Origin of the sequence: Streptomyces sp. (assembly GCF_031178505.1) — a bacterium.
In the GTDB taxonomy this organism is placed as follows: Bacteria; Actinomycetota; Actinomycetes; order Streptomycetales; family Streptomycetaceae; genus Streptomyces; species Streptomyces gulbargensis.
Genome location: NZ_JAPSIW010000009.1, coordinates 23,329 through 33,260, shown reverse-complemented (window position 1 = coordinate 33,260; position 9,932 = coordinate 23,329). Strand labels below are relative to the sequence as shown.

Sequence of the window (9,932 nt, the reverse complement as noted above, 5' to 3'; positions counted from 1 at the left end):
ACGCGGCGGCCACCGGGTCGTGGGTGACGAGGACGACGGTGCGCCCGCGCTCGTCGACCGCGCGCCGCAGCAGGGCGAGCACCTCGGCCGCCGTGACCGGGTCGAGCGCGGCGGTCGGCTCGTCGGCGAAGACGACCTCGGGGTCGTTGAGCAGGGCCCGGGCGACGGCGACGCGCTGCCGCTGACCTCCGGAGAGGTTCTCGGGCCGCTCCTCGGCGCGGTCCGCGAGGCCCACCGCCGCGAGCCCGGCGCGGGCGCGGGCGTCGAGCTCCGGGCCGCCGCGGGCCCCGGCGAGGAGCAGCGGCAGGGTGACGTTCTCGCGGACGTTCAGGGCGGAGACCAGGTTGAGCGACTGGAAGACGAAGCCGATCCGGTCGCGGCGCAGCCGGGTGAGGGCGGCGGGCTTCAGGGTGGCGAGGTCGGTGCCGCCGATGCGTACCGTCCCCGCGGTCGGCCGTTCGAGCCCGGCCGCGCACCGCAGCAGCGTGGACTTGCCGGATCCCGACCGCCCCATCACCGCCACGAACCGGCCGCGCGGCACGACGAGGCTCACCCCGTCGAGCGCGGGAACCTCGCCCCGCGCGCTTCCGCGCCGCCGCCCGTACGCACGGACCACCCCGTCCAGGGCGAGCGCCGCCCCGCCGCTCCCCGTGGGGGTCCCGCTCTCCGCCACCGCTGTCCTCATCATGCGGTCAACGGTAGGAAAGCGCAGGTCACAGCGGTATGGAGCTGACTGCCGGACCGGGGGTGGAGCCAGCTCCACCCCCGGCCCTGAGGAAGTCCCCGTCAGCGGCGCCGGCGGCCGTCCGGCCCGTCCGCGCCGTCGTCCCCGTGCGGGCCGAACAGCTCGTCCGCCAGGGTCGGCAGGTCGTCGAGCGGGGTCTCCTCCGCCCAGTCGGAGCGGCGGCGCGGCCGGCCCTGCTCGTCGAGCTGGGGCAGTTCGCGGGTGGCGTCGTCGGGACGGGCGGTGTCCGGCCGCTCGTCGCGGAAGATGCCCGGCGGCACCCGGTCGACCGGGTCCGGGACAGGCGCCGACCGCGGATCCCGTACGCCACCGCCCCGCACGTCCCGGGAACCGGCCCGCAGGTCCCGCTCGTCGCGCACGGGCGGCAGCACCGCCGTCTCGTCCGCGGCCCGCTCGTCGCGCACGGGCGGCAGGACCGCCGTCTCGTCCGCCGCGCGCGGGTCCCGGATCTGCGGCAGCACCGCCGTCTCGTCGTCGGGCCGTCCGGCGTCGCGCCGGGCGTCCTCGGGGCGCACGATCGGCGTGGCGACGGTGACCTCCTCGGGCGAGACGGTCGGGGCGCCGGACGCGTCCGGCCGGACGACCGGGGTCTCCACGGTGACGTCGTCCGCCGGCCCGGCGGAACCGGCGGCCCGCGCCGCCTCCGCCGTACGCCGCGCCTCGGTCTCCCGCGCCTCCGCCTCGCGCGCCTCGGCCTCGCGCCGGGCCTGCTCCCGCTCGGCGGCGAGGCGCTCGGCCGCCGCACGCTCCGCGGCGGCCCTCTCCGCCGCCGCCCTGGCGACCGCCTCCGCCGCGGCCCTCGCGGCAGCCTCCTCGGCCGCCTTCGCCGCCGCCGCGGCCTCCGCCTCGCGGCGGGCCTCCTCGGCACGCAGCAGGGCCTCCTCGGCCTTGCGCTGCTTCTCCAGGCGACGGGCCTCGGCCTCGGCACGGAGCCGGGCCTCCTCCTCGGCCTGCCGGCGCAGACGCTCCTGCTCCTCGCGGCGGGCCTTCTCCTCGGCCTCGCGCCGCCTGCGCTCCTCCTCGGCCGCGATCCGCGCCTCCTCGGCGCGGCGGCGGGCCTCCTCCGCCTGGCGTTCGGCCTCCAGGCGGCGGGCTTCCTCCTCCTCGCGCCGCTTGCGCTCCTCCTCCTCGGCGCGCAGCCGGGCCAGCTGCTCCTGGCGCTCGCGCTCCAGGCGTTCCTCCTCGGCCTTGCGGGCGGCCTCCTCCTCGGCCTTCCTGCGGGCCTCCTCCTCGGCCTTGCGGCGGGCCTCCTCGGCGGCCCTGATCTCGGCCTCGGAGAGCGGCAGGACCCGGTCGAGGCGGTGGCGCACCACGGTGGTCACGGCCTCCGGGTCCTGCCCCGCGTCGACGACGAGGTAGCGACTCGGGTCGGCGGCCGCGAGGGCGAGGAAACCGGCCCGCACGCGCGCGTGGAACTCGGGCGGCTCGGACTCCAGGCGGTCGGGCGCCTCGGTGAAGCGTTCCCGCGCGGTGGCCGGGGAGACGTCGAGCAGCACCGTCAGGTGGGGGACGAGGCCGTCCGTCGCCCAGCGCGAGATGCGCGCGATCTCGGTCGGGGACAGGTCGCGGCCCGCGCCCTGGTAGGCGACGGAGGAGTCGATGTAGCGGTCGGAGATGACGACGGCGCCCCGCTCCAGGGCCGGCCGGACCAGGGAGTCGACGTGCTCGGCGCGGTCGGCCGCGTACAGCAGGGCCTCGGCCCGGTTGGACAGCCCGGCCGAGGACACGTCGAGCAGGATCGAGCGGAGCCGCTTGCCGATGGGGGTGGCGCCGGGCTCCCGGGTGACGACGACCTCGTGGCCCTTGGCGCGGATCCACTCGGCGAGCGCCTGGACCTGCGTGGACTTCCCGGCGCCGTCACCGCCCTCCACGGCGATGAAGAAGCCGGTCCGGGAGGGGGCCTGGGCCGGGTCGGCGCCGCGCAGCGCGTCGCGCAGGTCGCGGCGGAGCGGGACGCCCGCCCGGTCGTCGGCCTTGGCGAGGACGAGCGCGGCCACCGGCAGCAGCAGGGCGCCGACGAGGATCAGGGTGAAGGCGGCGCCGCCGTGGGCGAAGACGAAGCTGCCGGACGCGAGGCGGTGCGGGCCGATCGCGGCGGCGAGCAGCGGGGCGGCCAGCGCACCGAGGCCGACGCCGACGCGGGCGGAGGCCTGGAGGTGGTCGGTGGTGCGGTCCCGGCGGGGTTCCTCGGTCTCCTGGTCGACGAGGGTGTGGCCGGTGTGGGCGGCGACGCCGGCCGCGTACCCGGTGAGGACGGCGAGGAACAGCACGGTCGCCGTGTCCGGCACCAGGCCCATGGCGATGAGCGCGACCCCGGTGACGGCGGTCGCGAGGGCGAGCAGCCGGCGCCGGGACAGCACGGGCAGGACCGAGCGGGCCGTGCGGATGCCGAGGGCGGTGGCACCGCTGAGCGCGAGGACGAGCAGCGCGTACGTGACGGGGCCGCCGCCGAGGTCGTCGGCGTGGAGGACGGCGACGGAGGCCGCCGCGGCGACGGCTCCGGCGACGGTGGCGCAGGTCAAAACGAGCAGCGGTACGGCTCCGGTGCGGCCCTTCTCGGCCGCCGGTCGGCGCAGTCCCTCCAGGGGCGAGCGGGGCCGCGGGGTCCGGCCGCCGGGCAGCGTCATGGCGTACAGGACGCTTGCGGAGGCGGCGAGCAGCCCGGCGGCGACGTACGAGCCGAGCGCGGCCTGGTGCCGGGAGAACCAGTCGATCCCGGCGCCCAGGAGGTTGCCGACGAGGGTGGCGAGGAGCAGGGCGGCGGCGGCCGCCGGGACCGCGAGGAAGCCGGTGCGCTGGGAGAGCCGGCGCAGGGCGCCGAGGTGGTCGGGCAGCGGGCGCACGGCGTCGCCCTCCACGGGCGGCGCGGGCAGCAGCGCGGGCGCGGCGCCCTCGCGGCAGACGGTCCAGAGGCGCTCGGCGGCCCCGGTGACGAAGACGGTGCCGAGCAGGAACCACAGGGCGCTGCCGGGGGTCCAGTCGATCCACAGGGGCGCGACGACGAGCAGGGCGATCCGCAGGCCGTCGGAACCGATCATGGTCCAGCGCCGGTCCAGGGGGCCGCCGAGCGCGGTGAGCGCGGTGAGCGGTCCGAGGAGGACGGCTCCGAAGAGGAGCGAGGCCAGCAGCCGGGCGCCGACGACGGCGGCCACGGCGAGGGCGGCCCCGCGCTCTCCGCCGCCGAAGGCGTCCCCGGAGGCGGCCGCCTGGAGGCCGAGGAGGACCAGGACCAGCAGGGCGAGGGCGTCCCCCGCCCCGCCGGCGGCGTGGGCGCTCCACAGCCGGCGCAGCGGCCGATGGCGCAGGAGGGCCCGTACGGCACGTTCCCGGGAATCCGCGACGAGTGCGGCGTCAAAGTCGCCCAGGCGGTCTGGCTGCTGCTCTGCTCGCGTCATCCGTCCACCCTATCCGGACGGCCCAGGCCACCGCGGCCGGACCGAATCCCGGGAGGACGGCGGGCAGGGGGAAGGGGCGGGAGCACCGCTCCCGCCCCTTCCCCGCACGTGAACCGTGGTTCCGGGCGGTGTCTACTCCGGCTGGGCCGCCGTCTTCTTCGCCGCGGTCTTCTTCGCGGTCGCCGTACCGGCCGTCGTCTTCTTGGCGGCGGTCTTCTTGGCGGCCGTGGTCTTCTTCGCCGCGGTCTTGGTGGCGGTCTTCTTGGCCGCCGTCTTCTTCGCCGGGGCCTTCTTGGCGGTCTTCTTCGCCGGGGCCTTGGCCCGCTTCTCGGCGAGCAGCTCGTAGCCGCGCTCGGGCGTGATCGTCTCCACGCTGTCACCGGTCCGCAGCGTGGCGTTGGTCTCGCCGTCCGTCACGTACGGGCCGAAGCGGCCGTCCTTGACGACGACGGGCCGCTCGCTGACCGGGTCGGTGCCGAGCTCCTTCAGCGGCGGCTTGGCCGCGGCCCGCCCGCGCTGCTTGGGCTGGGCGTAGATCGCGAGGGCCTCCTCCAGGGTGATGGAGAACAGCTGCTCCTCGTCCGTCAGCGACCGCGAGTCCGTGCCCTTCTTCAGGTACGGGCCGTAGCGGCCGTTCTGCGCGGTGATCTCGACGCCCTCGGCGTCGGTGCCGACGACGCGGGGCAGCGACATGAGCCGCAGCGCGTCCTCGAGGGTGACCGTGTCGAGGGACATCGACTTGAAGAGGGAGGCGGTGCGCGGCTTGACCGCGTTCTTGCCGGTCTTCGGGGTGTCCTCGGGCAGGATCTCCGTCACGTACGGGCCGTAGCGGCCGTCCTTGGCGACGATCTGGTGGCCGGTGGCCGGGTCGACGCCCAGTTCGAAGTCGCCGCTCGGCTTGGCCAGCAGCTCCTCCGCGTACTCGACGGTGAGCTCGTCGGGGGCGAGGTCCTCGGGCACGTCGGCCCGCTGGTGGCCCTCCTGGTCCTTCTCGCCGCGCTCGACGTACGGGCCGTAGCGGCCGACGCGCAGCACGATGTCGTTGCCGACGGGGAAGGAGGAGATCTCCCGGGCGTCGATCGCGCCGAGGTCGGTGACGAGCTCCTTGAGGCCGCCGAGGTGGTCGCCGTCGCCGTTGCCGGCGTCGGCCGCCGCTCCGGCGCCCGCCGAGCCGCCCTCGCCGAAGTAGAAACGCTTCAGCCACGGCACGGCCTGGGCCTCGCCGCGGGCGATGCGGTCGAGGTCGTCCTCCATCCGGGCCGTGAAGTCGTAGTCGACGAGCCGGCCGAAGTGCTTCTCCAGGAGGTTGACCACGGCGAAGGAGAGGAAGGACGGCACGAGCGCCGTGCCCTTCTTGAAGACGTAGCCGCGGTCGAGGATGGTGCCGATGATCGACGCGTACGTCGACGGGCGGCCGATCTCGCGCTCCTCCAGCTCCTTGACCAGGCTGGCCTCGGTGTAGCGGGCCGGGGGCTTGGTCGCGTGTCCGTCGGCGGTGATCTCCTCGGCGGTGAGCGCGTCGCCCTGGGCCACCTGCGGCAGGCGCCGCTCGCGGTCGTCGAGCTCGGCGTTCGGGTCGTCGGCGCCTTCGACGTACGCCTTCATGAAGCCGTGGAAAGTGATCGTCTTGCCGGAGGCCGAGAACTCGGCGTCCCGGCCGTCGGCGCTGGTGCCGGCGATCTTGACGGTGACCGAGTTGCCGGTCGCGTCCTTCATCTGGGAGGCGACGGTCCGCTTCCAGATCAGCTCGTACAGCTTGAACTGGTCACCGGTCAGACCGGTCTCGGCGGGGGTGCGGAAACGGTCGCCCGAGGGGCGGATCGCCTCGTGCGCCTCCTGCGCGTTCTTCACCTTGCCCGCGTGGACGCGCGGCTTCTCCGGCAGGTAGTCGGCGCCGTACAGCTGGGTGACCTGCGCCCGGGCGGCGGCGACGGCCGTCTCGGACAGCACGGTGGAGTCCGTACGCATGTAGGTGATGAAGCCGTTCTCGTACAGCTTCTGCGCCACCTGCATGGTCGCCTTCGCGCCGAAGCCGAGCTTGCGGCTCGCCTCCTGCTGGAGGGTGGTCGTGCGGAAGGGGGCGTACGGGGAGCGGCGGTACGGCTTCGACTCGACCGAGCGGACCGCGAACGAGGTGTCGGCGAGCGAGGCGGCGAGCGCCCGCGCCTTCTCCTCGTCCAGGTGCAGGACGTTCTCGGACCTGAGCTGCCCGTCGGCGCCGAAGTCACGGCCCTGCGCGACGCGCCTGCCGTCCACGCCGGCGAGGCGGGCGGTCAGCGACGAGGGGTCGGAGGGGTCACCGGCCCGGCCGGTGGCGAAGGTGCCGGTGAGGTCCCAGTACTCGGCGGAGCGGAAGGCGATGCGCTCGCGCTCCCGCTCGACGACCAGCCGGGTGGCGACGGACTGCACGCGGCCGGCGGAGAGCCGGGGCATGACCTTCTTCCACAGGACCGGCGACACCTCGTAGCCGTAGAGCCGGTCGAGGATCCGGCGGGTCTCCTGGGCGTCGACCATGCGCTGGTTGAGCTCGCGCGGGTTGGCCACGGCGGCCTGGATCGCGTCCTTGGTGATCTCGTGGAAGACCATCCGGTGGACCGGGACCTTGGGCTTCAGGACTTCCTGGAGGTGCCACGCGATGGCCTCGCCCTCGCGGTCCTCATCGGTGGCGAGGAAGAGTTCGTCGGATTCGGCCAGCAGCTCCTTGAGCTTCCTGACCTGGGCCTTCTTGTCGGCATTGACGACGTAGATGGGCTGGAAGTCGTGTTCGACGTCGACACCCAGGCGGCGCACCTCACCCGTGTACTTCTCGGGCACCTCGGCGGCACCGCTGGGGAGGTCGCGGATGTGCCCGACGCTCGCCTCGACGACGTAGCCGGGGCCGAGGTAGCCCTTGATCGTCTTCGCCTTGGCAGGCGACTCGACGATGACGAGTCGGCGGCCGCCGTGTGCGGTCTCGCTGGTCGGGGACAACTTCGCTCTTCTCTCCGGTCGGCACTCTCTGGGCCCGTGCGGGCACGCTCGGCGCGCGGCGCTGGCACGCACGGCACGACAGCGGCACGGACGGTGACGCTCCCGTCGCTGCGGAGTGTGACGGTACAACCCGCCCCCGTGTCAAACGGCAAAAGCCCGCAACGGCCACTCGAACGGTAACCCGAGTCCTGGCATTCCTGCCGCCCGGACTCCCGTACCGGCGGGGCGGGGCCGTGCCGGGGGCGGCGCGCGGTGCGCCGTCGGAGAGAGGTGGGGCCCGCCTCAGAGGCGGCCGAAGCACCAGATGCCGAGAAGGAGGAAGAGGGTGCCGGAGAGCGTCGTCAGGGTCGCCGCCGCCACGGGGCCGACGCCGTACGCCACGGGCTCCCGGTCCCTCAGCCGTACCGTGGTCCACAGCAGCAGCGCCGCTCCGAACAGCGTGAACGCCGCTCCCGCGAAGATCGCCGGCCCGCTCTCCATGCCCGTACCCCGTTCCGTTGCCCGTGCGACGTTCGTCTCCCCGGGCGAGGCTGGCACCTCCGGGCGTCAGAGACGCGAATTCCGGGTGAACGACGCGGACAGGGGCGCGCGGTTTCACGAGGACGGCCGGTAGGGGCGGCCCGCTGCCCCGGTGGCCGGGGTGTGCCACCTCACGCCGGGGCGGCGCGGCCGGCGGCCGTGTCCCGGTCCGCGACGCCCGAGGTGGAAGGCGCCGGGACGGGGTCCCGGCCGGACGGCGCGGACCCCGGGCGGCCTGCGGACCGCGCCGGGGGCGGACGGAGGAGGGCACCCGCGGCAGCGGCCCGACCAGCGGCGTCGTACGGCGCGGGGGTGGTCGCACCGGTCGTACGCCCCCGGGGTGATGCCGCTCCCGCCGCCGGACGCGAGCCGGGCGGCGGGACGGAAGCGGAACGTCCCGGCGGCGCCACGGACCGCCTTTCGGGGCAGCCCGCCGAAGCGGCGTCCGGGGGTGGTCTCCCGGGGGGCCTTTCCGGGGTGGCTTTTCGGAGGTGGCTTTCCGGCCGGCTTTTCCGGCCGGCTTTTCGGGGACGACGGGTACGGGCCGGCCGCGCCCGGCCGGGTCAGGCGGCGTCGCCCTCGCCGGGCGGCAGCAGGGACTCGGGGATCAGGAACCCCTCCTCGACCAGCAGCCGGATCGCCTGCGGCGTGCGGTCCCGCAGCATGACCGGGTCCTCGCCCATGAGCTGGCCGATGGCGTCGAGGATGCGGCCCGCGGTGAGCGTGCCGTCGCAGACGCCCGCGAAGCCGGCGCCCACGTGGTCCACCCGGGTGGCGCGGCGCATCCCCCGGTTCTGGCGGAGGACGACGTGCTCCGGGTCCTCGGCGCCCGGCAGGCCGACCTGCTCCTGCACGACCTCGGGCGCGAGCGTGAACCGGTCGGCGAGCAGGGCGGCGTCGTCCCGGGCGCGCAGGTAGTCCTGACGCTCGAAGTGGGCGCGTACGGTGTCGCCGAGGGGCTGCTCGACGGGGTGCGGCCACTCCTCGATCACCACGGACGGCTCGACGGCGCCGGAGGTCACGGCCCCGCTGCGCCGGAGGGTGATCCAGCCGAAGCCGATCGCCTTGGTGCCACTGGCCTCGAACGCGTCCAGCCAGCGGTCGTACGCCCGCCGGTACTCCTCCGGGTCGCCACGGTGCTCCCCGCTGTCCCGGAGCCACAGCTCGGTGTACTGGGTGACGTCCTGGACCTCACGCTGCACGATCCAGGCGTCGCAGCCGCGCGGCACCCAGGACCGCAGCCGGTCCTGCCACTCCTCGCCCTCGACGTGCTGCCAGTTGGCGAGGAACTGGGCGTACCCGCCGTCCTCCAGCCGGTCCCCCGCCTGCTGGACGAGGGTGCGGCACAGGTCGTCCCCGCTCATCCCGCCGTCCCGGTAGGTCAGTCCGCTGCCGGGCGAGATCACGAACGGCGGGTTGGAGACGATCAGACCGTACGCGGCGTCACCGACGGGCTCGTAGAGGGAGCCTTCGAGCAGCTCGGCCTCGTGGACCCCGGACAGGGCGAGGGTGAGCCGGGCGAACTCCAGGGCGCGCGGGTTGAGATCGGTGGCCGTGACCCGGGTGGCGTGCTGGGCGGCGTGGAGGGCCTGGATGCCGGAGCCGGTACCGAGGTCGAGCGCCGCGCCCACCGGCGTACGGACGGTGATGCCGGCGAGGGTGGTGGAGGCGCCGCCGACACCGAGGACCACCCCTTCGTCCTTGGTGCCGATGCCGCTCGCGCCGCCGACGGCGCAGCCCAGGTCGGAGACGATGAACCAGTCCTCGCCCCCGGGGCCGCCGTACGGCCGCACGTCGACGGTCGCGCGCACGGTGTCGCCGTCCCGGACGGCCCAGCCGTCGGCGAGGGTCTCCGCCAGCGGGAGCGCGGCGGCGGCCCGTTCGTACGCGACGGGCTCCTGGAGCAGGAACAGCCGGACGAGGGTCTCCAGCGGGGAGTCTCCGCGGGTGGCGCGCAGGGCGGGCACGGTCTCGCTGCGCGCGAGCGCCGCGTAGGCGGGGGCGCCGAGCAGGTCGAGCAGGCCGTCCGCGGTGAAGTCGGCGGCGAGCAGGGCCCCGCGCAGACGGTCGGCGTGCGCGGGCACCGGGAGGCTGGTGGTCAGGCTGGTCGTACTCACGCTGCCCATTGTGACGGCCACCACCGGCATCGGGGCGGCCGACCCGGCGGTGACGACCGATCAGGCGGCACCGGCGGAGGCCGGCGGGCATCGGCGTCGTCGCCGCGTTCCGGGCGAGGGCGGCGCTCAGGAAGGTCGACGAGGTCGGCCGGAAGCTGCCGGTGGGGGCCGGCGGGTATCGCCGGG

General features: G+C 75.3%; 5 protein-coding genes. All 5 read right to left on the bottom strand.

What is annotated here, in order from left to right:
- A partial coding sequence (locus RIF68_RS02270) for an ABC transporter ATP-binding protein (RefSeq protein ID WP_375165663.1) occupies positions 1-685 on the bottom strand: 685 nt, incomplete at its 3' end.
- 101 nt (positions 686-786) lie between these two features.
- Entirely contained in the window at positions 787-4,140 is a 3,354-nt protein-coding gene (tmk, locus tag RIF68_RS02265; RefSeq protein WP_309049374.1) for a dTMP kinase, read from the bottom strand.
- 132 nt (positions 4,141-4,272) lie between these two features.
- On the bottom strand, positions 4,273-7,110 hold the full coding sequence (gene topA, locus RIF68_RS02260; protein ID WP_309049373.1) for a type I DNA topoisomerase: 2,838 nt from the start codon (positions 7,108-7,110) through the stop codon (positions 4,273-4,275).
- Between the two features lie 282 nt (positions 7,111-7,392).
- The gene (locus RIF68_RS02255) at positions 7,393-7,590 is read right to left on the bottom strand and encodes a hypothetical protein (RefSeq protein ID WP_309049372.1); all 198 of its coding nucleotides are present in this window, start codon (positions 7,588-7,590) and stop codon (positions 7,393-7,395) included.
- 602 nt (positions 7,591-8,192) lie between these two features.
- Entirely contained in the window at positions 8,193-9,755 is a 1,563-nt protein-coding gene (locus RIF68_RS02250; protein ID WP_309049371.1) for a methyltransferase, read from the bottom strand.
- Positions 9,756-9,932: the final 177 nt, after the last annotated feature.